We start from the raw sequence: 24,167 nt of genomic DNA, 5'->3' as shown, positions 1-24,167 counted from the left end.
TAGGATACAACGAAGGATACAATTTGGAAAAAATCTACTGTATACCTGTTCATAATGGAGCCGGTGGGAGTACCCGAAGTATTTATATGACGGTATCTACTCAAAAATATAACTCCTTTTAATGCTCTTTTGGGCGGATTTTGGGTTTTAGACCTAAAACAGACTGACATTGCTGTCGGCCTGCCAAGTCCGTCAGGGAGGAAAATTTCAAGATTTTCCGTTCCCAAAGCCAAAAGGGGAAACTACCCCCCTCTTTTTTGTAGTCAATTTATTCAACAGGTTTGCTAAAAACTTCTTCTTCTGCATCATCTTCAAACAACTCATCATATAAATCGCCAAACCCTAGTTCTTGCCGTTCTTGGCGGACACGTTCTGCATCTTCTTCTGTCCAGACAAGCAGGTAAGCAATTGTGTCGTTGTCGCGTTCTGTAAGCTTTTTGATTTTTTCTTTAAGCTGTTTGATTTCTTTATTAATATCCTCTTGACTAACAACCTCTGCTGCTACTGGACCAGTGTATTCTCCATCTTCATTCATTTCTAGCATATCAGCTAAAATTCTGATCTGTTTCTCAACTTCTTGTTCGCTGACTTCGTAAACTTTGTTATATTTAGTGACTTTCATTTTTGTTTTACCTTGTAGCTTTTCGCTACCCTTTCCTTATTTCTGATTACATTATAACACGCATTGCGTATATTGTCAAGAGATTTGATAAACTTTTTTTAATTTTTTTATTTTTTAGCAAACAAAAAAAGACCAAATACAGACAAACTGATCTGGTCTTTATCGCGTCTCTATTCGTTTCTAGGGACGTATTTAGCTACTAACTCTTGTCTATACTCGTATGCTTCTTGTGGTGTACTAAAGCCTCTTTTGGCGTATCGTTTACCTCCTACAGTCAAATAAGCGTTATATCTAGCCTCGCCACTTGCCAAGTAGTATTTTTGCACCCCTTTATAACCAGTAGTGTTATTTTTTTGCATTTTGTCATTGATTAAAAACGTAGCTACCCCATCAACCCTCTTGTTATTATATGCTTTGTGAGCTTTGGCAGCAATCTCTTCCCTTATTGCAACATCTTTAGCGGTTTCTATTGCCAAACACCCGCAAGATTTTGTTCGGTTTCCGGTTAGAGCGCTACCTCGTATCTCAACATAGTTGCCACACTCACATCGACATAGCCAACGAGATTCTTTTTCAGGGCTTGGAGTCTCTTTTAAAACAGTGAGCCTGCCAAATGTTTTATTTGTTAAATTTAATTTTCTCATTTTTTATAAACCGTTTGTAAATTGCGCAAAATCAATTAACATTTTTACATACCCTGGGGCATTTCTATTTTTTAAATCCCAATCTTGCAAAGTCCTGATCGGGATATTGTATTGTCTACTAAATTCTGCCCTTGACATCTCCCTGGTTTCTTTTAGTGGGTTGTTTGCCAGACGGTAAATGTGGTTTAGGAGATTAACTACTTCGTCTGGTTTGTAATCATCCATCCAGTCCTGCCATCCTCTTTCTGCAATAAAATATTCAAGAGTAGTATCTTCCAATGCTTCACTATATAATTCTTTAAATGATTCAAATTTCATCTTTTTACTCCTTTTATTTGATTTTATTGATGACCGTTGCATTTGCAAGGATAGCTTCGTTTTCGTCTGCTTCGTAAGCGTTATATGGATTTCTAACGTCACTACCGACTAAATAAAGGTTAGGATAGTGATAGTATGTTTTTTGGATTTCTAAAGCTTTTTCAATGGCTTCGATGATTTCTTTGTCTTCGTCCACACCTTGGTAAAAATCGATCAATGTTGTGCAAGTTCCCCCTACTTCATTTTCTGTAGGTTGATCGTATTCGTAGTCCCATTCTACAGATTCTGGTAGTACTTGCCCGATTTTATAAGTTTCATCCCAACCACGGATGCCGTAAAATTCGTAATTTGTTTCTTTGATTGCTTTTAAGATTTCTTCGACTGTCATTTTATTTCTCCTTTATCTTTATCTTGATTATATTATAACACGCATTGCGTACATTGTCAACACTTTTTATAAACTTTTTTTAAATATTTTTATTTTTTTGAGCAAACAAAAAAAGCCCCGACCGATTGGCCGAGGCAGTGTATTATTTAAAAGTGTCTTACTAAAAGGAGCGAACTCCTTTCATTGTGTTACCAGAGCAGCCGGTCAGCCTTTTTAAGGCCGTCTAGCTCCATTCTACGCAAGTGGATAGGATAATTATCCTTAACATCGATATAAGCGATGTCTGCTCCGTAAATCGTTTTAAAGTTGCCTTTGATTTCGCCCTCCGCACCAGCGTTTACCCAACGCATCGTGCCAGCGAATTTGTCAGCATACCAGACAGACCCGTTTGGGAATCCGTCTTTTTCGTATTGTTTCGTTCTAAACCTAATAAAATAAGGTAGCATGTATTAAATCCTTTCGTCTTATGCAAGCAACCGCAGATTAACTTTTTCTTCTGCTGGTTGCGGTGTGTCATTATCAAAAGGCAACTCAAACCAGCCGAGCATTTGCTGTGCTGGTGCTTGCCAGTTGACATAGCTAAATGTGCCGTCGCTAGATAGATTGCGAATAACCTTGCGGGTCCATCCGCCGTTATAAAGTGCGTCAGCATTACTGTCGATGTTCTGCTCAATCGTCGTTACTGTGCCGTCTGCATTGTGGGCGACCACAAATCCGATATGGCCAAACTCGTGATATGGCAGACAGTTAGACACAAACACTGCTCCCACAGGCGGATTGTTAGCCCCGTTAAAGCCTGTTACTTTAAGACCTAAGCTTGCAGCACGGTCTAAGCAATCAATAGCGTTGACATAGCTAAAATTAAGCTTGTATAGCCCTTGATACTGCAAAATGTTATCAATCAAAGCAACACATTGCCCGCCATAAGGATTGGTCGGGACTGTTAGTCGCTGATTGACTACACTCTCCAGCTTATCAAGTAGTTGTTTTTGAGTAGTCATGACTACTCACCTCCGTTGATATTGTAATTCTTGCTAGAAATTCCAAGTACAGTACCTGCAAAAGTAGTTAGCAAAGCGATTGTACCGGTAATTGCCGTCGTATCAAATTTATACAGAGCGCCAAGACCAGTAATAAGTGTGATCGCTGCAGGCGCTACAATAGTGACTACCCGCTTTGCGAGATCATACTGTTTATTTGTCAAGTTCATCGTTTTTATCCTCCTTTTCGATGTTTGAAAATTTCTCGATGAAGTCCTTAAACATCATCGTATTAATACCGAGCTTATCAAAATTTTCCAAGATTGATTTTAGCTCGAAAAACAAATAACCGATATATAAAATCTGCAACGCACCTAATCCTATGCCTTCTGGCAAAAGGATAGAAAGCGGAATGCAGAAGCTCAAAAGAGCGATACTGGCCAACTTGCGCAGAATGCCATTAATGCCTTCCTTGCTCTTGAAGTCAATGTTGGGATTAACTCGAGCTGCTAACGTACCAGTTAAAAAATCGATTACCATAGCTCCCATGATAAGCGTTAAAGTAAAGACAATTAATTTATCTTGTGTATTAACGATATCACGTAGCGTATGAGACCATTCAAATACTTCCATGTCTCACCCCCTTTCTAGTTTTTTGGTTTAGTCCAGCGATACGCCACGCCAGTACCGGCCAATTCCAATTGACCACCCGTCAGAAAATCTGCGACTGGTTCGCCATTGTACGTAAATTCTTTGTTGACCTGCACAAGTACTCTCTTACCTTCTCCGAATTGCTCGGAGTAGGATTCGTCAATGAGAGCGAAAATGTCATAAGCTTGATAGGTTGTGCCGATTTTAGCTAACTCCACAAGTTCCAAATATCTTTTGTAGATTGTTGGATCTACAGGATTGTCAGTATTAGTCACTGCATCAAGCACTGTTACTTCTGACAACTTAGCTAGTTTATCAATCACTTCTGATTGCTCAGCTACTGACTTGTCAAGTTCTTTAAATGCATACGCTGTGTAATGCTCTTTAAAAAACTCAGCCTTAATCAAAGTTAGTAATTCCTCGTGTGATTTGTGCGTATGGTCACCATTTAGAGGATAAGCAGCCGTGGAAAAGTAAGGCTGTTGCTGATAGATTGTTACAATCGTGCGAGTGATTTCACCATTAACGCCGTACTGGCCAGATACATCTTTTACTTCGTAGCTCATGCTACACCCCCTTTGCCTTTTTCTTCTTCAAACATTTTACGCAGCTTATCATTGCTATCGATTACAGACTTATAAGCAGCTAGTTCTTTTTGAGCTTGCTCCAAAGCGCCTTTATAATTAGCGGACACCGCTTTTAGTTCGGCAATTTCGATAGCCTGATTGGCAATCTTAGTCCCTAAGTCGCTTGTGATATGTTGATACGTTTGTTCTTGCATTTTCTCTCCTTTAAATTGAGTAATCTGTTACATTCGTCCAGCCGTTCCGCTCAGCTATCATTTTGACAAGTCTTGCCAATCCATTATGATACTCGATCAAGTCCTTGTTACCCTTTAGCAGTCTGAGGTTTGGACAGCTAATCTGCATCTTTCTCGAGCTGTAGATATTCACATCGTCGCCTTGCAGAAATACTCTGCCAATGTTTTCTCCTGTAGCATGACCATCTCCGATAGTTAAGTAAGCACCTCCGCTTTTAGAAACTTCAAACTTCAAACCGGTTCGCGCTGTAGCAGTGATGACGCCTCGAGTTTTCGAGTTATCAGCACCTACTGCCAGATAAGCGGCACTTTTTCCACCTGACAAAATCGAATACAAATCTCGATTGTTCGGTCGGTCTTTTAAATAATCAAAATCACTTTTATTAACGCCAGCAGCAATGACTAGACCAGAGCCGCCACCGTTCACGATCCGACTACCATCACTAAACACAGAGTAATTACTGTATTTATTGTTTTGAAAACCTAAAAAAGTATTTTGGTTAAATAAAAGCGAGTTGTTCCTGCTGTCGATAACAAACTCATCATTTTGACCTTTGAAAGTAGCCCCTTTTATATCAATACCACTAATAGTGCCTGATGTGATACTATTTGCGTTTAGATTAATAAGATTGACTCGATTAGCATCTATCGTCCCTGCAGTGACTTTATCGGCTGAGACGCTTTCGATGGCTGCACTCTTAATAGCTGCATTGTCTATCAGCGTTTCGCCTGTAATGTGGAATCTCTTACCAACAAACCTAAAGTCACCGTCTGTCAAATTGACTTGCCCTACAATATCACCAGCTGAGTTTAGGTTCTTTACAGCCCACGAACCAGCAAGCTGTGTCTGGATAGTTTTCACGGCTTGACCTGCTTTTTCAGATTGTGTCAACAAACGCTCAATTTTTGTTGGTTCGTATTCAGTCTTGGCTTCTGCACCATCAACCACAATCGGCTTAGATATCTTTGCTGTTCCAGTGCCAGCAAATTCAATTTTTAGCTCTGGATTGATTTTTGAATTCTTGCCTAGAATTGGTAAAGAACCAGTATAAACATCACCATTGACGCTTTTCGAAAGTGTGTAATCACTGTTGTTATTGCTCCTGTAATAAATATTTCTAACTTGTAGGCCGCCTGCAGTTTCGATTTTTACTGCAAAAGAAAACTGCTGAGTAGTCTCAGACAGTGAATACATCGGGATATAGATATTGCGGTTGCCTTGCGCATCTACAGCAAAAGTTAATTTGCTATAGACACTTCCGCTGACCGCTTCTAGCGCTACTTGCTTAATGGCTGTGTACGAGTCCAGACGATAATTGCTAATTTCGTAAGGATCAATGATATAGTTTGTTACATCAAGCTCCTTGCTTACCAATTTGCTGATTTCCGTCTGGAATATACTATCAGTCATTGTCATTCTGGCTATATTTTGCTTGACATTTTCTTCTGTCATGCCGATAAGCCTATCGTATAGCTTTTGAGTCTCTACGACTGATTGGACTTCAGCACGTTTGACGTAGCCAGCTTCTTCTACTTTGGTTAGTAAAGTAGTGACACCTTTTGCAGTTTCATCTCGAACTAGCTGAGTTAGCTCTTGCTTTCTTTGGCCGTCTGCATCAGCATAATTTTTTACTTGTGTGACAGTCGCTTTGATGCCGTCTAACGTTCTATCTAGCGTCGTCACTCGACTATCTACCCACTCGGCCCCATCTTCAGGGGCTGGCTGCCACAACCGTTCGTTCGTGCCTTCGTAAAAATCTATCTCGGTCACAAATAGACCGCCCCACTTGTTAGGGTTGTTCTTGTCGTACTCAAACTGAAGATAACCATCATCAAAATCACCGATATTGAACTTAAAGGATTTCTTGACAGTTCTACCGTTGTCAAAGACAGCACCATCAACCCAACGAGGCTGACCATCAAACACTAGTTGCTTTTCGTCAAAGTCTGCTGTTGACCCCTTTTTACGTTTGCAGAAAAATATTTTGAAGTATTTTGAGTTGTTGTCAAACCCCAAAACATTTAGCACATACTCTTGATTCCTTTTCACAATAAATCGTTGAGACTTCGCAATCGCTCCGGGCCTTAACTCGAACATTCGTTTTTGTCCATTGAAGTAGAAGCTGTGAGCCGTAAAACTCATCTTCCCGTTGTGTTCCCAGTATTTCAAGCCCTCGTCCGCCCGAGAATTGCGAATCATATTAGGACCGCCCGCCCCTTTGGTCTGCACTTCTACAATCGTTTCTCTTATCCCGTCCGCAGTCTGCTTCATTTCTGCTTTAGTAACTGTGTTTTCCAAGGATTGAGTGATGCGGACAAGCGCAGCATCATTCGTCTGTTGATATGTAGTGACTTCTCTACTTATGTCGCCTGTTCGTCTGTTTAAGGATCTTATGAGTTCTGACTGTGCCTTGAATCTTTTTCCAGCGCCATCTCCATTTTCATTAAACGCGTCAGCCCTTATTTGTGCGTTTATTTTATTGAGAAGTTCTTGGCTGTCGATGATACCGCCCGCTTTTTCCAAAGCTTCGTTCGCTTTGTTTGCTGTTTTTTCTAGCGTATCATTTACCGCTTGCACTTTCACTTCAAAGTCTTTTTTGATTTGATTGCTTTGTGCAGTTCCGACGAGATAGACCCATTGGAAACGCCCATTTACTTCTTGCCATTGCCACATCTCATCTTCATCACCGTTTCGCTTATACCATAGATCCCCTTTTTGAGGATTTCTTGGTTCTTCATAGCCATAATAATTAGTAGTCTTCCCATCGGCAGCAGCTAAAGCTTTTGTTGCTGTAGACTCTGATTCATTTACCCTTGATGATAGTTCAGCAGAGCGATTTATACCACCTTTCAAAAAACTTTCTTTGATATTGCTCAAAGTCATAGAAATATATCGTCCAGTAAGTATATCCCATTCGATATGGACTATTTTGACGGTTATAAAAACATCGTGACTTTCTTCGTATACTTCGATAATATCGCCTAAAGAATAATTCTCTAAAGCTCTATAATCTTTATATTCCTCTGTATTTTTAAGATTTGCAAAAGTGATTTTGTAAGTTGCTGGAGGAGAATCTATACCATTCTTGAAATCATTTTTTACAGCTGACCTAATCTTGTTATAGATATTCCCTTGTTCGACTGCTGAAAGATTTTTGAAATCACCTTCATAATCAACATCATAGTTTATTACTTTGATGATAGGGTGTTCATATCTATTGATATAAGGACTATCAATATATTTCTCTGGCAACAAGATACCATTAGGGCCTTTCGGCATGATTCTAGTTGCTACAGCATTCCAATCAACTTCACTTTCAAATCCTGTCAAGTCTTTTTTAGACCTGATAGTTCCAGTTCTTTCGACGCCTATACGGTCATTGACTGTCATCATAAATCTACGACGACGCAACTCTCCTCCAAAACGCTTAACAAAGGTGTTATCATTTGTACCTATCAAGGCTTGTAAAGGATTTGTCCTTACTAGTCTTAGATTAGCGTTACTTGTGATGTTACTCCTAAATTCGAACGGATGTTTATATTGAGTGCTTTTTTGGATCTTATCCATAGCAGCTTGGCCGCTAAGTCCAACGATATTAATATCGTCAATTAAGTTGTCGATTAAGTCAGATGAAATATGCTCAGCGATAATGGTTGTGCTACTCAGATTATACTTTGGCTTTCTGACCCTATAGTAATCTTCTTCGTCATCCATATCGATGATTTTTAAGATTTCTCGGCCTTTTGGTAAAATATCTTTTTTTACAGCTTCAGCTCTGTGAGGTATGACCAACTTTATATACTGCTCACCGTTCAAAGTGGCATATAAAACAGCTGATTTACACAGTCTATCTAAAATTGGATATCCTAGACCTGCTAATTCCTCAGTAGTTTTAGCTGTGTTAGGAAATACTGAAATCATCTAAACCTCTCCTTAAACTCTACTTTGATAGCTGTCACATTACCAGTTGTGCTTATAACGTTGTTCCCAGCAGGGAGTGTCGGGAATTTTCTTGCATGAACTTTAATGTTTCGTATAGATGGATTAGACGGATTGTAAAAGTCTAACTTCTCACTATCAATTACCACACTTCCGTTTAGACCAACGATTGCAACAGGAGTACCGCTATTTGTTAGAATAGATACGCTTCCGCTACCTGTTACAGTGATAACTGGTAAAGCGTGATAAGTACCATTATTTTGTACACTAACACTATTCCCGCCAATCGCTATTTTTGGTTCCCAATTATAATCAAAAGGGTCAATTACAATTGACAAGTTAAAAGAGCCGTGCTCCTCAATCTCATTTGAAATATTCCCCATCTTAACGGACTTCACCAAATAGTAAATATCTAATTCGTCGCTGAGTCTCATTTTAAAATTACGCAAAGCAAGCAGCTTGCCTCGAAACTCTCTAAGTACTTTTTTAGCAGGCTTATCGCCTAGATAATTGACAGGAAAAGAAAAGGCCCTATCTTTCAAGGCCCCATATTCCGTCAATGCACCATCTCTGTCGTCAATTCCATCATGGAAAATTATTTCTTGCTCTGCTACCGGAATATCCGGCCTTTCTTCCAAACAAAGACCATAATCCGAAAATTTCATTGTTTCACAAAAGACATCTAGCATTATCCACCTACCCCTCTACTTAACAATTCTTCACGCTCTCCCAATGCCTCATCTATTTTTTCAATCATACGATCTACATCATAATCGCTAGCAACCTCAGCGTTTATAGTTATATATCTATCTCCGTGAGTGTTGTTTGTGATATTCTGCATAGTCTTAGCGATACCACTACCAATACCTCCTAAAACTTTGGGAGTTAAAGGCAATATCGCTTCGGGACCAGCTTCTCCGCCGACCATAATACGATTACCATTGATTCCAAATGCTGTCGGGTTTGTCATCAATCCACCATTCGCATACCAATCAACGCTAAAACTAGGTATCGATGGTGGATTTAAACTAAATTTACCACTCACGCTAAAGTGAGGCAATTTGATATGCGGAAAACTAAGACTGATGTTAAATGCACTTTTGATAGCATCAATACCACTTTTTACAATATTTTTAGCGCCATTGATAACATCTGAAATTGTTTGTTTGATTCCATTCCAAATATTAGAAGTAGTCGAACTAATAGAGTTCCAGACATTCGATATACTTTGACTAATACTATTAAAAATACTTGAGGCAAGCGAACTAAGCGAGTTCCAGATATTAGAGCAAGTCGAGCTGATAGCGTTCCATACATTCGAAGTTACAGAAGTAATAGCGTTCCAGACGTTAGAAATAGTATTTGAAATTGCAGCAAATGTACTAGATGCAGCAAAACTCAACGCATCCCAAATTCCTTGTAAAGTTGAAGTGAGCGATTGCCAAATGGACGAAGCTGTATCAGAAATTGCTGACCATGTAGTGCTTAAAAATTCAGTAAGTGATGTCCATATCGTATTGGCAACATCGCTAATTGATGTCCAAATATTTGTAAAGAATTCAATGATTGGGTTGAAGATCGCTGTAGCAGTATCTACGATACCTTGCCATAGTTGATATAGAAAGTCGGCAATAGCGTTCCATGCGGTTTCAAATGCTTTTTTGATTCCATCCCATAGACCAACAAAGAAATCTACGACAGGTTTGAAGAATTCAGATACCCCATCCCATATATTGCTTAAAATTTCTACGATTGTATCAGCAAAAGTCTTAAACAGAGATACAATGCCATCCCAAACCTTACCAGCAGTCTCTTTGAGAGTTTCCCAAGCACCCGACCAGTCTCCGTCAATAATCTGCAATACAAATTTAATCAGACCTAACACTGTATCAAGAGCGACTTGGACTACAGTCTTGATAACATTCCATGCTCCCTCTACTATCGTACTGATATTCTTCCATGTTGCTTCCCATAATGGGGCAATAAAGTCAATAAATGCTTTTATGACGGTTGTAAAAGTTTTGATCGTACTTACAATAGCGTTCCAAACTTTCCCTGCAACTCGCTCGATGAGTTCGTGATTTTCCTCCCACCATTTCACAAGTTTACCAAAAATACCTTTAATGAACTTCCAAATTTCATCAACAATCGGCTTGATAAACTTCCAGATGGCATTCCAAGCTTTTTTTGTAAATTCAACTATCTTATTCCAATTAGTCACAACAAGATATACAATCCCAGCAATTGCGGCAGCTATTGGAATAATCCACCACCCAACAGCAGCTATGATAGCAGAACCGACGCTTGTTATAGCAGGTATTAGCGTGCCTGTAAACCATGATGCAACGCCTGCTAAAGCCCCACCTTCGGCAAAAAGACCAGCTATTGCTCCTACAGCTGTCGATATATTCCCAATCACTGTAATTATAGGTCCTAGCGCAGCTACAAAGGCAATAACGCCTATAATGGCTTGCTGAGTTCCTTTTGGCATTTCTGAGAATGTTTTAGCCATATCTCCTAAAAATTTAAAAACCGGTTCTAAAGCATCAAGTGCACTAGAAACAGCATCCATAAAAGGACCGCCGAATTCAATAGCGATATCAGTTATTTTATTTTTTACAAGTTTTAGTTTGCTTTCAAATGTCTCGTAACGCTTTTGAGCTTCATCAGTTAAGGCCTTGTTTTCTGTCCAAGCATTATTAGAACGTTTAACTGCTTCTGACAATAAATCACCAGCACCAGCCATACGTTGTAAAGTGTCGATTTCTTGCACAGAGTTTATACCTAACTCTTTCAGAGTGCCAGTAACATCTCCTCCAGATTTTTTTATGCCGTCCAATCCTTTTAAAAATTGAGCAATAGCATCAGTAGGTTTCTCTTTCCATGTTTTCGAGAAATCGTCAGCACTCACTCCGGCCACCTTTGCGAAGTTTCCAAGCTCCTCTCCTCCCGATATCACTGCAGAATTTATTTTTTGCATGACACGGCTCATAGAGCTTCCGCCTGCCTCGGCATTGATACCAAGAGAGCTCATCGCAGCAGCAAGTCCGAGAATATCTGCCTCGGTTAATCCAACTTGATGTCCAGTACCAGCCAATCGTAGACTCATATTGACGATATCCGCTTCGGTTGTAGCCATATTATTGCCGAGATCAACGATTGATGACCCTAGATTTTGGAAGCTTTCTTGAGGCATCTGCGTTATATTTGCTAACTGAGCTAAAGCTGTTGCGGCTTCTTCACTAGATAAGTTAGTAGCCTGACCCATTGCAAGCATCGTCTTAGTAAAACCGAGGACATTTTCAGTCTTGATTCCTAATTGTCCGGCCGCCTCTGCTACCGCTGATATTTCAGTTGTAGAAGCTGGTATCTCCTTAGCCATCTGACGAATGCCCTTTTCTAAATCCGCATACGAAACGACAACTTTACCATTTTTATCGACTACTTCATCAACTGTCTTTTTAACGCCAGCAAAAGCAGTCTCAAAATCACTAGCAGCCTTAATACTTAAACCGACGCCTGCAGCAATCGGTAGAGTAACATGTGTGGTAAGACTACTACCAACCCCTTTTAGCTTGCTCCCGATTGCTTGCGCACGATCAGCAAAATGGCCCATACGATCATTCACTCGAGCTAACTCGTTAGAATACTCTGTGTAAGCCCCTTTTGCATGTAACAGATTTGTTTCAAGCTTACGAACTTCTGCACTATTCTCACCATATTCTCGCTTGGATACTTCCAGTTGTCGCTCTAGATTAGAGACCTCTTTAGCTGTAATTTGCATCTGCTCAGCAAGCTCTTGCTTACGCAATTTATTCTTTTGTGCCTCAGTAGCGTTATTACCGAGCGCTGCCGTTTCCAGTTTGTACTTAGCTGATACCTTTTCAGCTTCCTGAGAAAGGCGTTCTTGCTCATTTTTGAGCTCCGAAAGCTTCTGCTTGCGCTTTTCAGATTCCTGATTAGCTTGGCTCGTTGCCTGCTTTTCTCGCTCTAAAGCTTGTGTTGTCTGGGAAATTGCGTTTTTTAAATATTCTTCATTACGCTTTGCATCTAATAGCTTATTTGTCCATGTCTGAGTCTCTTTCGAGTTTTCACCAGTTGTTCGCTTAACCTCTTCCAAGGCCTTTGCCACATATTCGGTTTTTTGCTTGGCGATATCATACTCTTTATTTAGCTTTGTCAGATTCGCTTCTAGCTTTTCAGTGGAGCTTGCGGAAAGCTTCATCTGTTCCTGCTGGAGACGAAATTCTTTGTTCAGAGTTGTCACCTGCTGCCCCATTTCACGAATTCCTTTATTGAATTCGGAATTGAGGACTTTATAGGTAACTTTCACCTCTGCATTTTTCGCCATTCATTCCCTCCTTTCTACTCGCTGTTTTTCCAATTTTCAATAGCTATCTTTGTATAAGCCATCTCTTCCAAATCGTGAATTGGAAAAGTTAGCACAGTTTGAATACCGAGGTCAAAAATAAAAGCATAGTAACAGATGACATCGTTTAGAGTAGCTACATCCAAATCCAACTTAGGGATTTTCTTAGACTTGCTTTTTCCGCCTGAACTTACTTTTTTGTTGCAGCCTCGAGGCTAGCTTGAAATTTTGTTTTTTCAATAGGCTTCCCGCCAGTCATCATCTGACCGAAAATAGTGCCCAAAAGTTCCAAATCAAACGGACAGATTGATTTAAATTCTTCTGCAGCAAGTTTTCCTCCTGCTGCTCGATAACAGACAAATACAGCGTTTAGATAATCTTCGGCGTTTACTCCTGATGCTCCCTGACGCTTCAACATGTTATTTAAAAAGCCTTTATTTAAAAGACCTTCTTTCTGAGCACGTGTGAAGTCTTGGATAGAGATCCGAGAATTAATAGGCACAGTTGAACCATCAAGTAGTTCAATTTCAGTAATCAAGTTACTATCTTTCATTTTGTCCTCCATATTCAAAAATTGAGGTTGGAAAATCCAACCTCATAAAAATCTTATAAAGTAGCTTTCTTCACAAGTGTAGAAGTGAATTCCTTGTTCCACTTGGTCTTGACATCTTCTTTTGTGATGTCATCTTCAAAAGCTTCATAGTAGAAGTAGCCATTTTCATCTACTAATGCAGAGAAAGTAACTTCAACTTCTGCAATTTCTTCTTGTCCGTTAGTAATTGCAAATTTCAGGCCGCCAGTCCAGTTCATATTAGGGAAAGCGATAAATTTATGATGTTCACGACCGATATCGTATCCATCAAAAGTCAACGCTCCTTTAGCACCGACTGACTTGCTACCGTATCCATAGATACCGGCTTCTAAATCTTTGTTGCTAAGTCCAAAGACAGAGCGTAATACTCCTACAGGCATGTGCCCAGTAAAAGTACCGTTCAACTTGGTGACACTAGTCACCTCACGAGCTACTTTCCCCTCACATTTCTTAGTGATGGTTTTTGTCTCCGCTTCAATATTCAGCGCACCTGTGCAGCCGAGTTTAACTGCATTCTGACCTTTTTCTAAAAATTGGCCATTTGTTACCTCATAATTATCAAATTGTTGTGTAATATCCATTTGTTCCTCCAAATTTTAAATTGAGAGTGCTTTTTCCTGCACTCGAACAAGCTCGTCAACCAGCATATCCAAAAGCATATCTTCTTTTGTTTCTAGGCCTTTTTCGAAAAACTCCTGAGCCACTTTGTTATGCGCCCCTCTCCCGTCGTTAGGGAAAACCAAATATGAATATGTTGGTTTAGGTAAAACCTCAAATCCAAGATTAAATAGTCTCTCTTTTAGACTAGATGATTCCTTGGCATGGTGTTTTTTTCTGGCACTTATCGGCATAAATCCAATAATCCCATGCATCACCTCAGTTGTTCCTTTGGATTTTAAAATCCGATTAATAACTTCTTCTGACTGATCTGGGATTTTACTCATTGCTTGCAATAATCGCTCAGAGTTTTTAAAATCAATCGTCGCTTTAACCATCTACATCACCTATCTATCAACACCGGATAATGAAAAGTGAATGTCAATACTTCTGCTTTATCATCAGTATCTAACAATCTTCCTTCGCTATGATCCATCTGATCAAAGATAAGGCCGGCATCACGTAAAGGTTCGATAAGAGAAATCTCATCTATCTGTTTCCCATCACGACTAACAAACATTAATATAAAGTCTTGTTTGTATTGATTTCTCCGCTCAGTTGGCCTGATGTCCCCTTTTTCGTTATAAAGAAAAAAAGATTTATTTTCAGCAACTTCATCCCTGCCTAACTCCATATCAAACACAGGAAAACCAACACTTCGAATAATCTCTACAACCTTTTCTAATTTCTGCCCATCAAGTCGCTTGGAAATGATTGTTGTCATCCCATTTGCCTACCTTTCTTAAAAATAAAAAGATATATCGTCTGTCTCTCGTTGGATCTAAACTTTCAATCTCAAAAAGTTCATTTACAATTTTAATCTTGTGAGACTTTTGTAATCCTTGTACAAAGTAACACTTGACTTTTAGATCAACCGTGCTCAGACTGGATACCTGGAAAGTATCAAATTTTACATTGATACTCGCAAAATTAAAGAAAAGCTCTCCTGTCTTCAAGAAAGCTTCTCCTGTCTTTTTTGATGTTTTTTCATCACGTACAGTCTGGATTGTTCCATATTCAAGCAGTCCATCATTCAAGGGCGTATCAATGCTTCTTGCCATTTTTAGCCTCCTTGAACCTCCTCATGCCGTTCGACAATTGAAGTCGTAATAACTGTCTTTTGTAATTTTCCTCAAATAATTCCACACTACCAGACCAAGCGTATCTGCAATAGTTCCGCAGCATTGTAAACGCAGGACCAATTGTATTAAAATCAGAGGAACCGCAGATATCCTCAATAAACGCCTTACCCTCGTCAATGATACTCTGGATTTCCTCATCTTGATATGACCAAGTAACCCGAAGATGCTTCTTGATATCGTCCAAGGTGTTTACTTTCTTTTCTTCCATCTGTTCCTCCATCTCCATTATGGATGTAGATCTATTAAGTCCGCTTTAGTAGCTCTATTGCTGTACTCAATACCTTTCTCATCCAGTGAAGCTTTCAATTCAGCTACCGTTTGAGCTTCTAAAGGCTTGGCATCTTCTGCCTCCTCGACTACATCATCGTCAGGAGTATCCTGTAGCATTTCTACAAAAGCCCTACGATAAGGATTGGCACCAGCAAGCACCGCAAACCGACCCTTGCTAGTTTCAAACTCCTCACCGGTAGAGCGTTGGATTCCCGCTTCTTTATCACGGAAATCCTCGATTACTCTTACCAGAATAGGCATGTTTCACCTCCTTAAAGTTCAGCCGGATTGATTGTATCTTCTTTCTTCACTGCTGGGGCAGTTTCAGGAGTAGCTGGAGTCGCACCTTCCATTGTTGAAATGTCAGCCACAAAGTAAGCATTTTCATTCTTTGGAATACCTTTTCCAAAGAATTTCGCAATGTGCAAATCAAGATCTTCAATAGCTAAAGTTTCCTCGTATTTCTTGATTTCGATATCATCAGCTACTACCAAAAGATAGTTTTTCATAACACCAAATACCAAGGTATCCTCAGGGACTGCATGAGTTGGGACAATGCGCTCTCCAGTTGGAAGAAGAGTGTTAACCCATTGACCTTGTTGATTTTGGAAAGCCAAAGCAGGGAATACTTTCGCCCAGTAAGTTGTCGGATTCACAAGAGCAACAACTTCACCATTATCCGTTTTAGCTTTTGCAAGAGCGGATCGGATGACTGCTAGAGACTTCGGTTTAAAGTCTGCCAATGTCACTTTGTCTTTTTCAGGATACTTGCCGCTTGTATCTCCGCTGAGTTTACGAGTCATTCCGAGAGGTTTTTTATCACCATCACCATTTACAATAGCTTCTTCAAGACTAGCAGCCATAACTTCCTGTAAGAATGTCACAACGTAATTAGCTAGCCAAGCAGGCCCCAGCTCGTAGTATCCTTTTGGAACAGCGATAAATCCACTCAACTTAGATGCGGAGATATCAAGTTCCTTAAAGGCATCTAACAAGATTTGCTTGATGTCTGCTGGGATTGCGCCCCAGAAAGCACGCTTTTTAGTAGAGTCGCCATAAACAAATTTAGTCTTGACGGTGCCGTGTTGTACATCCACCAATGAAATGATTGGATGATTTTCAACCAAGTTGCGATAGATATCTTCAATGATTGTTTCAGGGAAAGTAGTATCTAGCCCATCAATCTTCTTCTTTTGCACTGCCTCAGCAAAGAATTTCTTTTCACCAGAAGTCATCGCACGACGCAATCCACGCTCAGCAAGAATTGCCTCATCATTGACGCCGTCTTGATAAGCGGCCATATGTGCTTTTGTTTGCTCGGCAACATTGGCCTCGAGGCCATTTAGAAAGTTTGCGAAAGCTTCTTTTTGAACAGCTTCGTCATCAGTTCGAAGAGCAGAAAACAGCTCCTCACGAGCTTCAATCATGTTCTTGTCATTTTGTAGATCAAGATTTTTCATTATAATTTTTCCTCCAAAGTATAAAATAAAAAGCCGCTCAATTACTTGAACAACTTTGCAAATTTAATAAGACCATCATTTGATGATTTTGACTCTGTCGCATCTGCGACACTAGCGGCAGCTTTTGTTCTACTATATTTAGCTAATAAAGCTGCAGTTTTATTGATTGGTTCGTCAGCCGGTTCTTCTGTCTCATCTTTATCGAAAACAGCATCCGCCAAGCCGAGAGCAACGGCTTCATCAGCCGTTAGATAAGATTCTTCATCCAGTAAAACTTTTAACTCTTCACGCTCACCTACAAAGCGTTTCAGGTAGCTTTCTTCGATTGATACAGCTGCTTTATCTAAATCATCCGCTACTTTGCGGAGTTCTTTAGAATTTCCTGCCGCCCATGTCCAAGGATTATGAATCATTAACTGCGTATCTTTTGGCATCAGGATTTCATCGCCAGCCATAGCAATAACAGATGCTGCACTAGCAGCAATGCCATCAATTACCACTCGAATATTTTCGCTCCGTTGCGAAAGGTAATTCTTGATAGCGATACCTTCGAACATATCGCCACCATAAGAGTTCAAGTGAACTTCGATTGTGTCAGCCTTGACACCTATGAGTGCATTCTTTACTGTCTCAAAGCCAAAGCCATCGTATGCAATTCCTACTGTCCCATGTAGATAAAGTCTTGCTTTATTTTCACTGACAGCTGCCTCAACACGTTTCGGAATCTTGTTAATCAGCTTTTTGTCCATTCGTTTTCTCACCTCCTTTCAATTCCATCATTTCAGATTCTGTGGCATAATTCTTAGTCACATAATAAGCCTTGGACATATCAGTATCTAATGGTTCTTCACCAAGTTTTTTACGAATCTCATCAGGATTGTAAGCGCCAATTCTCAACAAGGCTTCAGCCGGAGCAGCAAACTTCTCGATACTGTAAATCAAGATAGTGTTTGTCTGTATTTTCAACTTATTGCCTTTTATGACTTCTGTATATCTATACAGTTTGCGATTGACTTCTGTCTCGATAACATCTGCGAATGGTCGGACGGCAAAATTTACAAAGTTTTCTCTGATTTCACCAGCATCTGCAACATCTCCTTTCATAATACCCTTTGGTATTGAAAAGGCATCCGCAGCAAAATCAATAGCAGTAGAAATCGTATCAGATATGTCTCCTGTTGTAACAGCACCGCTTTTTGTATTGGTTTTTGTATCAACTACATTACTGATACTGAGCCCTTCTTCTAACGGAGTAATAGAATCAGTGTCAGATAGAATAGCCTTAAAGCGATTCTCATACATCTCATCGATGATGACGTCTGCTTCTGTTATGTCCTGTCCGTCTTTATCTGTATTAACTACCTTGCTGCCAAACTGTTGATCAAACATCGTGCTGATATTCAATCCCAATTTTAAAGCATTATTCCTGTTATAATTGCGAATGGCGCCAGATATTAATTTGCCATATTCAGAATACAGGCCGTCTAAGTAGCTGCTTATTTTAGAGTCGTTTAGGACAAAATGTAAAACCTCGTCTTCTGTATAAACTTTATTAAGCCTATATCCTCCTGCCACCTCAATATTCTTATAAAGATTTGGCAGAAACGCTCGATATTCTACATCAAAATTCTTGGCAACGATAAACTGTTCGCCACTTTGAATAACTAAGGCACCATCAGCATTCTTCGCCATATGACGAACAATATCTGATATAAAGGCAATTTGTGTCTGATTTTGGTTTGGTTCAAAATTGAATATCCACCACATCTTTTCTTGGACTTGCTTGCCTTTTTTGTATGTTTCAAAATCTGCCAAAGACAGAGCATTAGCAATCTTGTTGATACACAATTCAAGAGCATACTCTCTAATCTGTATTTTCTCTTGTTGGCTCTTAACGTAAGCCATGATTTCCTTTTTTTGTCCTACTACAGGTGCTCTAGGTCCAGCAATCCAATCAATCGCATTCCGCAAAATTCCCATATAGCTCTCACCTCCTTTCTAGCCTGTATAGCTCCTTAGTCTTCTATTAATCTTAATTGTTGGAGATTTCAACTGCTCCTCAATAGCCATTGCATGGACAAAAGCCATAAAGCCGTCTGTCTTACGCTTTTCTGGGTCAATCTTTTTATAAGTCTTATTTCCCTTGCCATCAATATCAACGTAAACATTATTAGTATACCAACGCATCATCCTATCCTCTCCAAAACAAATTTCATGATTTGCAAACATCATATCGATTGTTGGGGCAAGTTTTGAGTGGGTCAGCGCACCAGACCGAACTACCTCGATAGGCAAGCCCGCTTTTTCAAAAGTCTCGTTAACAACTGCTTTTCTATAATCATCCATCGCAATACTTTTGATTTTAAATTTCTGAGCCATTTTCAAAAACCAATCTGCTACTAATTGAGGGTCCATTATCTTTCCTGGCACAATCGTTACCAATCCCTCTTGGATAGGTAAAGTAAAGTCCATTTTAAAATCTTGCAACTTTAAAGCTTCGGACACAATAAAAGTATGATGCAACCAGTAGCGCATTTTCCCTCGTCGGAAAAGCAAGCCAACAGCAATAAAATCTCTAACATCGGCATAGTCAATAGCTCCGACGCACTCTCCACCTTCAAGATCATCTGGCAGTGGTCTGCTTGCCGCCACAATATCCTCCCACTCAGCCACTCCATGAGTTGTATCTTCAATGGGATAATTTAGACGCTTAGTCAAGAATTCAATAAACATTTCTTTACTTCGCTTAGCTTTCTTGTAGTCGTCACGATACTGTTCTTGCAATGTCGGAAGATACGGTAGCATTGGATTGGCTTTAATCCAACAATTTTCATCTTCCCACTCCTCGAAAGACTCAATACGCCCCCAGATAGGTAGTAAGCCCGCTTTATAGTCGCAAGTCGATAAAATATCCTTGGCAAGTTCCTTGAAATCATCAATAACAGCCCCTCGCAGATATCCGTCTGTCGTCAAGTACAAAATTCTAGCATCCGGAACTTTTCCAAGCGCTGAGCTAAATACTTTGATGTTCGCATAGTTCTCGTATTCGTGAATTTCATCAAAAATAACCATACCCGGCCGCAGACCGTCCTTAGTCCTAGCGTTCGATGTGTGATATTGCAACTTCGAACGCATGTTTTTAAACTGTATTAAGGTTTGCGTGTACTTAAAAGCCTTTTGCAGCGAAGAATTATCTCGGATTGTGTCGTAAACATCTTCAAAAGATGTTTTTGCTTGTGCTTCACTTGTTGCTACGATATCGACATTATACTTCGGCACTCCTCCTCTGTTTGTGACAGAATAAAAAGCCTCGTCTGAGGCTATACTATTTTTACCAAAACCACGAGCACATAGTAGCAAAGTCTCTTTAAAAACCAATCTACCAGATGACCGATATCTCAGTCCACGTATACAAGCATGTATAAAACGCTGAGGTGGCGCTAATTCATAAGGGCGATACTCGTTTATAAAATCCACGAAATCATCTATTGCTTTTTTATCAACATAGATGTCTGGGTCTCGGATTGCTGCCATTACTAGGTCAGCCATCTGTCTCATTTCCAGATTAAACGGAAATCGCTCTAAAATAATATCGTTTAGAAAATCATCAATATGGCAAGAACCTGAAGAAAAAGGCTCTCTACAAATCTTCGCCGTCATCTGTTTTAACTTCAGCAGCGCTGATTCCTAATTTATCTAACAAAACCAACATCTGCTTGTTTGTTGCGACTTTCAATTTTTGAGAGTCGTTATTTTTGCCATTTTCTAAACGAATACCATTTACCCAAAGATCCAGATTGTATTTCTGGACATCCCCCCACATAGAAACATATTGCTCAACTAAATCAAGAAAAGGTTCTTTGTCTTTTTCTCGTTCTTTCAAAATAGCCAGCAAAGAATTTCTGATTTTTCCTCTTTGATCTTTAAACTTCTTTTGTTGCTCTAGTGGCTGGTCTGTTCTGTAAACACTTGCTAGTTTTGTCAAAACTTGCTCCTTTCTCCCGAAAATGCGATTTTTTCGCTTTTTCGATAAAATTTCCGTCTTTTTGTTTTCCGAGGTACCCCCTCCCGTTGCTCGTTCCCCCATTCGGAATTAGCATTTGGTTTGACCGGGGGGCTTTACCATCGCTCTATGTTGTCAAATTTTTTTATTTTGTATTTTTGTAGTTTCTCTGGGTGTTCTCGATTGTGGCATGCGTTACAGAGCGATTCTGTATTGCTTAATGTCAAGGCAAGTTCTGGATAAGCTCTGACCTCTTTGATGTGGTGAACCATCTCAGCAGGACTGTGCCGACCTGTTCGTTTGCAGCGTTGACATTCGTTGTTGTCTATTTTTCTTCTGACCTTTCGAATGATTCGCCATTCTTTTAGCCAATAAAAATACTTTACTGTGTCATCTGCTAACCATTGTCGTAGTTTGTCTAATATATCCGGAGTCATCAGATTCATAGATTTCTACGCATCCATTCTTCTGTTAGTATCTTTTGTATTGTCACTGTAACTTCTGGATTGAGCTTATCATCCGTTATATCGAGTTTTTCTAAAAGATTCTTGTTATGTGGTTGTAGTAAAGCTTCACGCATTAACGAAGTGAACAATGCAGCGATTTGAGAATTATTTAATTGATTGAGTATAATAATATCCCATACCGCTTGTTGAATCTCATCAAGTGACTTTTGATTCTTTTTTAGTTCCTCCCAAACATTTTTAATTATGGTTGAGTTAGTCATTTTTCTCACCCCTTTCTTGCTCTAATTCGTTATATCTTATATTTTATTTAATTCGCCATTATCTAACTTTTCTTTTATTTCAAGGACTTTGGACAATCTCCTCAAACCAATTAAGCAGTAACTCAATATGTTTAATTGATTTTTTTAAAATAAAAGAAAAGCGCTACAAACCGAATCTCGTCATTGTCATATCTAGTTGATCTTGATTAATCCCTATATACCTCAGAGTAATTGCAGGGCTAGAATGATTGAACATAGCCATCAGTGTCGCAACATCTTTATATTTTTTATAATAGTGATATCCGAAAGTCTTCCGCATTGAATGAGTGCCGATATTATCAATTCCTAAATCTTCTGCAGCATCTTTAATAATTCGATAAGCCATTCCGGTTGATAAGTGTTGATTTGCCCCGTTTCGACTTTGGAATATGTAATGATGAAGTGGCTTACCTTCAACAAACTCTCTCATTTCTTTCTTGAGATTTTTTGTCATCTTTATTTTTTTTATTTTCTTTGTCTTCTGCTCTTTTACTTTGATGTACCATCCTTGGACATCCTTGACTCTTAAAGTTACGATATCCCCTACTCTCAATCCTGAATTTATGCCGGTTAAAAACAAGAGATAGTTCCGACGGCGACGTTCAGGATTATCTGTACTGTCAGAAATTAAATAATCTTTCATCGCTTGTATGTCATCTTTATCTCTAAACGGTTCCACAAATTCCATTACATCACCACCTTTCTATTTGTGCAAAAAAGGAACGCTCCCGCATTCCCTTGAAATACAATATTATTCCGATTACCTTCTAGCCATTCTTTGCACATTCGCTGAGCTTCTTTCAGACAAAATAAAAAGCCGCTTTATGCGACTAAAAAACTAAATAAAACTTAAAACCTCTAACAGAATCAAACTGTCTAGCTTATAACTTACCTAGGATATAAGTAGCCATGCAATCATGCGAGGTTCAGCCGCTCTGCAGCCATTTCTAAGTTAAAAAGCCGTGCAGGACTCGAACCTGCGCTCTCGCAGCACCTTGCTACGACTTCCAAAAAATAATTATTAGGAGTTTAATAAAATAGAAAAAGTTTCAGTCGGCAGACTGTTGCTTATCTGCCAAAAGACGATACCGGATTCGAACCGGTTAACTTCCCTAAATCGTCTATAAACCCTGCCGGCCACAAGCAGGAAAATTCAGAAAGGTAAATAGAACTAAAAATATTTTAAAGGAGATTATGAAACATCGCTCGTTTGGTCAACGTCCGCGCTTTAATGTGGCCTTATGAGCTAATAGCCTTTGACAACTGCTAGCCCAGAATCATAGGAGTAATGTATGGAAAAAGTTGAAAATCCATCTGTCAATTTCTTGACAATACTATTGTAACACTATCAAAAGCCAGTATTTACCGCATTTTTACCGCTTTTTTACCGCTTTTTTACCGCTTTTCGCAAACCAAAGCAGAATTGCGATACTGTTCAGCAAAAGCTAGCAAGGCACAATCTAACAACTCCTGATAACGTGTCTTTTCTATCCCTAATTCCGAATAGATGACATAAGCCGGTTCTGGCAATGTTTTTAGAAAGCGAGAATATAAGATAAAGCGATAAGTTGGATTGTATAACCTTGATACTGCTTGTTCTATTTCCTCTAATTCTGCTGTTGCATCTACTCTTCGGATCGCCAAGTTTTCAACCGGCCTGCTCGGGCCATTATTAGCCCTTGTTTCAAAAGTAAATTCTTGCGTCACTTTTTGCAAGGCTTCGTCACACGCTATCTCTCTCCACCTTGGATATTCTCCCAACTTCTTCTTTGCTCTTCGGATAGTCACTTTTTCGTTAACTTCTGGCAAAAGCGGTACTTCGCCCATTCTATCCACTAGCTCACCTCCTCCTTTTCAAACATACAATTTTAAAAAACTCACCATTTTTTAAAACTTTAACGTATTCACCTGTTTTTGATTTGTACAATTTTAAAAAAATGCCATTTTTTAAAACTCTAATATAATCACCTATTTTTAATTTCATACTCAAATCCCAAAAGACCTCTCTAAGTACATTTCACGCTTTAATCTGCGTCTTAGCTTACGTTGTCGCTCTGCTTCGCTGTCGCTCGTCGCCCCCCCAATTTTTGAATTATCATCAATGTAATCTTGTGCGACTTTTAGCCAGCGCTTATCAGTTGTCTTGCAGTCCATTTTCTCACGCAAGCAAGTAATCAAAAATTCTCTGTCAAACAAGCTGTCTAGCTTAATCATCAGCCGAACTGGCGGAAAGCGTCCTGCTCTTTCGTCGCTGTTAAGTCTAGTCCTGTCAGAGTTTAGTTGTGCACCCTCAAACCCTAGCTGCGCCATCATTTCTTTCTTTGTGCCAAAAATTTCTGTTTTTTCGGCCAAAATTCTGTAAAACTTCTGTACATTAGTTTCAGTCATCTTGTACCTCCTCCTTTGGCTTGACCGCAATCTCTAAGTAAAAGTCTTGATCAGGTATCTCTAGCATCGCTGTATTGGTTTTACCGTCAGACTCAACGATAATTTCTCCGATTGCCAAAACTAAGTCTCCAATTGTGCTATTTAGCGTAAGGCTCAT

31 protein-coding genes are annotated in these 24,167 nt (G+C 39.5%); all 31 read right to left on the bottom strand.

Features of this window, described 5'->3' with window-relative positions:
• Positions 1-268 precede the first annotated feature (268 nt).
• The 31 genes from B7723_RS09845 to B7723_RS10560 all read right to left on the bottom strand — a co-directional run bounded on the left by B7723_RS09845 (position 269) and on the right by B7723_RS10560 (position 24,167).
• Entirely contained in the window at positions 269-622 is a 354-nt protein-coding gene (locus B7723_RS09845; protein ID WP_084849344.1) for a hypothetical protein, read from the bottom strand.
• 170 nt (positions 623-792) lie between these two features.
• A complete protein-coding gene (locus tag B7723_RS09840; protein WP_084849345.1) occupies positions 793-1,266 on the bottom strand; it encodes a hypothetical protein in 474 nt (157 codons plus the stop codon).
• A gap of 3 nt (positions 1,267-1,269) precedes the next feature.
• On the bottom strand, positions 1,270-1,584 hold the full coding sequence (locus tag B7723_RS09835; RefSeq protein WP_084849346.1) for a helix-turn-helix domain-containing protein: 315 nt from the start codon (positions 1,582-1,584) through the stop codon (positions 1,270-1,272).
• Positions 1,585-1,597: 13 nt separating this feature from the next.
• Positions 1,598-1,972, bottom strand: coding sequence for a hypothetical protein (locus tag B7723_RS09830; protein ID WP_084849347.1), 375 nt, complete (start codon positions 1,970-1,972; stop codon positions 1,598-1,600).
• A 188-nt stretch (positions 1,973-2,160) separates the two neighbouring features.
• Positions 2,161-2,322: a hypothetical protein gene (locus B7723_RS10490; RefSeq protein ID WP_158084817.1), complete on the bottom strand. Its 162-nt coding sequence runs from the start codon at positions 2,320-2,322 to the stop codon at positions 2,161-2,163.
• A 114-nt stretch (positions 2,323-2,436) separates the two neighbouring features.
• Positions 2,437-2,973 (bottom strand): CHAP domain-containing protein, encoded by a 537-nt coding sequence (locus B7723_RS09820; RefSeq protein ID WP_084849349.1) that lies wholly within the window; start codon positions 2,971-2,973, stop codon positions 2,437-2,439.
• A gap of 2 nt (positions 2,974-2,975) precedes the next feature.
• The gene (locus B7723_RS09815; protein WP_061585353.1) at positions 2,976-3,182 is read right to left on the bottom strand and encodes a phage holin; all 207 of its coding nucleotides are present in this window, start codon (positions 3,180-3,182) and stop codon (positions 2,976-2,978) included.
• The gene (locus tag B7723_RS09810) at positions 3,166-3,585 is read right to left on the bottom strand and encodes a phage holin family protein (protein ID WP_084849350.1); all 420 of its coding nucleotides are present in this window, start codon (positions 3,583-3,585) and stop codon (positions 3,166-3,168) included. Before B7723_RS09810 ends, B7723_RS09815 begins: the two co-directional genes overlap by 17 nt.
• A 14-nt stretch (positions 3,586-3,599) precedes the next feature.
• Complete coding sequence (locus B7723_RS09805; protein ID WP_084849351.1) at positions 3,600-4,169, bottom strand: hypothetical protein; 570 nt, start codon at positions 4,167-4,169, stop codon at positions 3,600-3,602.
• Positions 4,166-4,384 (bottom strand): hypothetical protein, encoded by a 219-nt coding sequence (locus B7723_RS09800; RefSeq protein ID WP_084849352.1) that lies wholly within the window; start codon positions 4,382-4,384, stop codon positions 4,166-4,168. The genes B7723_RS09805 and B7723_RS09800 overlap by 4 nt, the downstream gene beginning before the upstream one ends.
• A gap of 10 nt (positions 4,385-4,394) precedes the next feature.
• Positions 4,395-8,345, bottom strand: coding sequence for a phage tail spike protein (locus B7723_RS09795; RefSeq protein WP_084849353.1), 3,951 nt, complete (start codon positions 8,343-8,345; stop codon positions 4,395-4,397).
• Positions 8,342-9,052, bottom strand: a complete 711-nt coding sequence (locus tag B7723_RS09790; RefSeq protein WP_084849354.1) for a phage tail domain-containing protein — start codon at positions 9,050-9,052, stop codon at positions 8,342-8,344. The genes B7723_RS09795 and B7723_RS09790 overlap by 4 nt, the downstream gene beginning before the upstream one ends.
• A complete protein-coding gene (locus tag B7723_RS09785) occupies positions 9,052-12,714 on the bottom strand; it encodes a phage tail tape measure protein (protein WP_084849355.1) in 3,663 nt (1,220 codons plus the stop codon). The genes B7723_RS09790 and B7723_RS09785 overlap by 1 nt, the downstream gene beginning before the upstream one ends.
• A 208-nt stretch (positions 12,715-12,922) precedes the next feature.
• Positions 12,923-13,285 carry a hypothetical protein gene (locus B7723_RS09780; protein WP_084849356.1) on the bottom strand — a complete coding sequence of 121 codons (363 nt, stop codon included), beginning with the start codon at positions 13,283-13,285 and terminating at the stop codon, positions 12,923-12,925.
• A gap of 53 nt (positions 13,286-13,338) precedes the next feature.
• On the bottom strand, positions 13,339-13,905 hold the full coding sequence (locus B7723_RS09775) for a phage tail protein (protein ID WP_084849357.1): 567 nt from the start codon (positions 13,903-13,905) through the stop codon (positions 13,339-13,341).
• Positions 13,906-13,920: 15 nt separating this feature from the next.
• Positions 13,921-14,319, bottom strand: a complete 399-nt coding sequence (locus B7723_RS09770; RefSeq protein ID WP_084849358.1) for a hypothetical protein — start codon at positions 14,317-14,319, stop codon at positions 13,921-13,923.
• 5 nt (positions 14,320-14,324) lie between these two features.
• Positions 14,325-14,705 carry a hypothetical protein gene (locus B7723_RS09765; protein ID WP_084849359.1) on the bottom strand — a complete coding sequence of 127 codons (381 nt, stop codon included), beginning with the start codon at positions 14,703-14,705 and terminating at the stop codon, positions 14,325-14,327.
• Entirely contained in the window at positions 14,677-15,042 is a 366-nt protein-coding gene (locus B7723_RS09760; RefSeq protein WP_084849360.1) for a hypothetical protein, read from the bottom strand. The genes B7723_RS09765 and B7723_RS09760 overlap by 29 nt, the downstream gene beginning before the upstream one ends.
• Positions 15,026-15,331 carry a head-tail connector protein gene (locus B7723_RS09755; RefSeq protein WP_084849361.1) on the bottom strand — a complete coding sequence of 102 codons (306 nt, stop codon included), beginning with the start codon at positions 15,329-15,331 and terminating at the stop codon, positions 15,026-15,028. Before B7723_RS09755 ends, B7723_RS09760 begins: the two co-directional genes overlap by 17 nt.
• A gap of 17 nt (positions 15,332-15,348) precedes the next feature.
• Positions 15,349-15,654, bottom strand: coding sequence for a hypothetical protein (locus tag B7723_RS09750; protein ID WP_084849362.1), 306 nt, complete (start codon positions 15,652-15,654; stop codon positions 15,349-15,351).
• A gap of 11 nt (positions 15,655-15,665) precedes the next feature.
• Positions 15,666-16,853, bottom strand: coding sequence for a phage major capsid protein (locus B7723_RS09745; RefSeq protein WP_239831236.1), 1,188 nt, complete (start codon positions 16,851-16,853; stop codon positions 15,666-15,668).
• A 41-nt stretch (positions 16,854-16,894) separates the two neighbouring features.
• The gene (locus B7723_RS09740; RefSeq protein ID WP_084849364.1) at positions 16,895-17,602 is read right to left on the bottom strand and encodes a head maturation protease, ClpP-related; all 708 of its coding nucleotides are present in this window, start codon (positions 17,600-17,602) and stop codon (positions 16,895-16,897) included.
• The gene (locus tag B7723_RS09735) at positions 17,583-18,833 is read right to left on the bottom strand and encodes a phage portal protein (RefSeq protein ID WP_084849365.1); all 1,251 of its coding nucleotides are present in this window, start codon (positions 18,831-18,833) and stop codon (positions 17,583-17,585) included. The genes B7723_RS09740 and B7723_RS09735 overlap by 20 nt, the downstream gene beginning before the upstream one ends.
• An 18-nt stretch (positions 18,834-18,851) precedes the next feature.
• On the bottom strand, positions 18,852-20,513 hold the full coding sequence (locus tag B7723_RS09730) for a terminase TerL endonuclease subunit (RefSeq protein ID WP_084849366.1): 1,662 nt from the start codon (positions 20,511-20,513) through the stop codon (positions 18,852-18,854).
• Positions 20,494-20,838: a hypothetical protein gene (locus B7723_RS09725; RefSeq protein ID WP_084849533.1), complete on the bottom strand. Its 345-nt coding sequence runs from the start codon at positions 20,836-20,838 to the stop codon at positions 20,494-20,496. Before B7723_RS09725 ends, B7723_RS09730 begins: the two co-directional genes overlap by 20 nt.
• A 134-nt stretch (positions 20,839-20,972) precedes the next feature.
• Complete coding sequence (locus B7723_RS10740) at positions 20,973-21,293, bottom strand: HNH endonuclease signature motif containing protein (RefSeq protein WP_275655703.1); 321 nt, start codon at positions 21,291-21,293, stop codon at positions 20,973-20,975.
• A 5-nt stretch (positions 21,294-21,298) separates the two neighbouring features.
• Entirely contained in the window at positions 21,299-21,583 is a 285-nt protein-coding gene (locus B7723_RS09715) for a hypothetical protein (RefSeq protein WP_084849368.1), read from the bottom strand.
• A 163-nt stretch (positions 21,584-21,746) separates the two neighbouring features.
• Entirely contained in the window at positions 21,747-22,310 is a 564-nt protein-coding gene (locus B7723_RS09710) for a tyrosine-type recombinase/integrase (RefSeq protein ID WP_084849369.1), read from the bottom strand.
• 707 nt (positions 22,311-23,017) lie between these two features.
• Positions 23,018-23,449: an ArpU family phage packaging/lysis transcriptional regulator gene (locus B7723_RS09705; protein WP_084849370.1), complete on the bottom strand. Its 432-nt coding sequence runs from the start codon at positions 23,447-23,449 to the stop codon at positions 23,018-23,020.
• 159 nt (positions 23,450-23,608) lie between these two features.
• Positions 23,609-24,010: a hypothetical protein gene (locus B7723_RS09700; protein ID WP_084849371.1), complete on the bottom strand. Its 402-nt coding sequence runs from the start codon at positions 24,008-24,010 to the stop codon at positions 23,609-23,611.
• A complete protein-coding gene (locus B7723_RS10560) occupies positions 24,003-24,167 on the bottom strand; it encodes a hypothetical protein (RefSeq protein WP_193432022.1) in 165 nt (54 codons plus the stop codon). Before B7723_RS10560 ends, B7723_RS09700 begins: the two co-directional genes overlap by 8 nt.

This window comes from Streptococcus oralis subsp. oralis (assembly GCF_002096435.1).
GTDB classification, from domain to species: domain Bacteria; phylum Bacillota; class Bacilli; order Lactobacillales; family Streptococcaceae; genus Streptococcus; species Streptococcus oralis_AA.
Note: the sequence above shows the minus strand (reverse complement) of the source record. Positions and strands in the feature narration are given on the sequence as shown.